This window comes from Aeromonas sp. sif2416, from assembly GCF_019218665.1.
In the GTDB taxonomy this organism is placed as follows: Bacteria; Pseudomonadota; Gammaproteobacteria; order Enterobacterales; family Aeromonadaceae; genus Aeromonas; species Aeromonas encheleia.
On the sequence record NZ_JAHUXC010000035.1, the window covers coordinates 1 to 468 of the forward strand.

1 protein-coding gene is annotated in these 468 nt (G+C 64.1%); it reads right to left on the minus strand.

Annotation, left to right across the window (positions count from 1 at the left end):
* Positions 1-468, minus strand: a 468-nt coding sequence (locus tag KW821_RS21415; protein WP_218292856.1) for a VCBS domain-containing protein, incomplete at both ends; no start/stop codon positions are given.

A 468-nucleotide genomic window follows, 5' to 3' on the forward strand; every position in this document is an offset into this window, starting at 1 on the left:
TCAGGCTGCCGGTCTCGGTCAGGTTACCGCTGACCACGTTCAGGTCTTCGGTCACCGCACCGCTGCCATCACCCACAATCACCGCACCGTCATTGACGCCGGTGATGGTGATGGTCACGGTGTGGCTGGTGCCATCCAGGCTCTCAACCACGAAGGTCTCGACCTTGGTCTCGCCCGCGCCCAGGTACTGCACCTTGTCGTTGGCGACCTCATAATTCCACTTGCCAGCCGCATCGATGGTCAGGCTGCCCAGGGCATTGGCACTCGGCGCGCCCAGGCCCGGCTTGAACTCGGCCTCGTCGGCCCCGTCCACGTCGGTCACGCTCAGGCTGCCGGTCTCGGTCAGGTTACCGCTGACCACGTTCAGGTCTTCGGTCACCGCACCGCTGCCATCACCCACAATCACCGCACCGTCATTGACGCCGGTGATGGTGATGGTCACGGTGTGGCTGGTGCCATCCAGGCTCT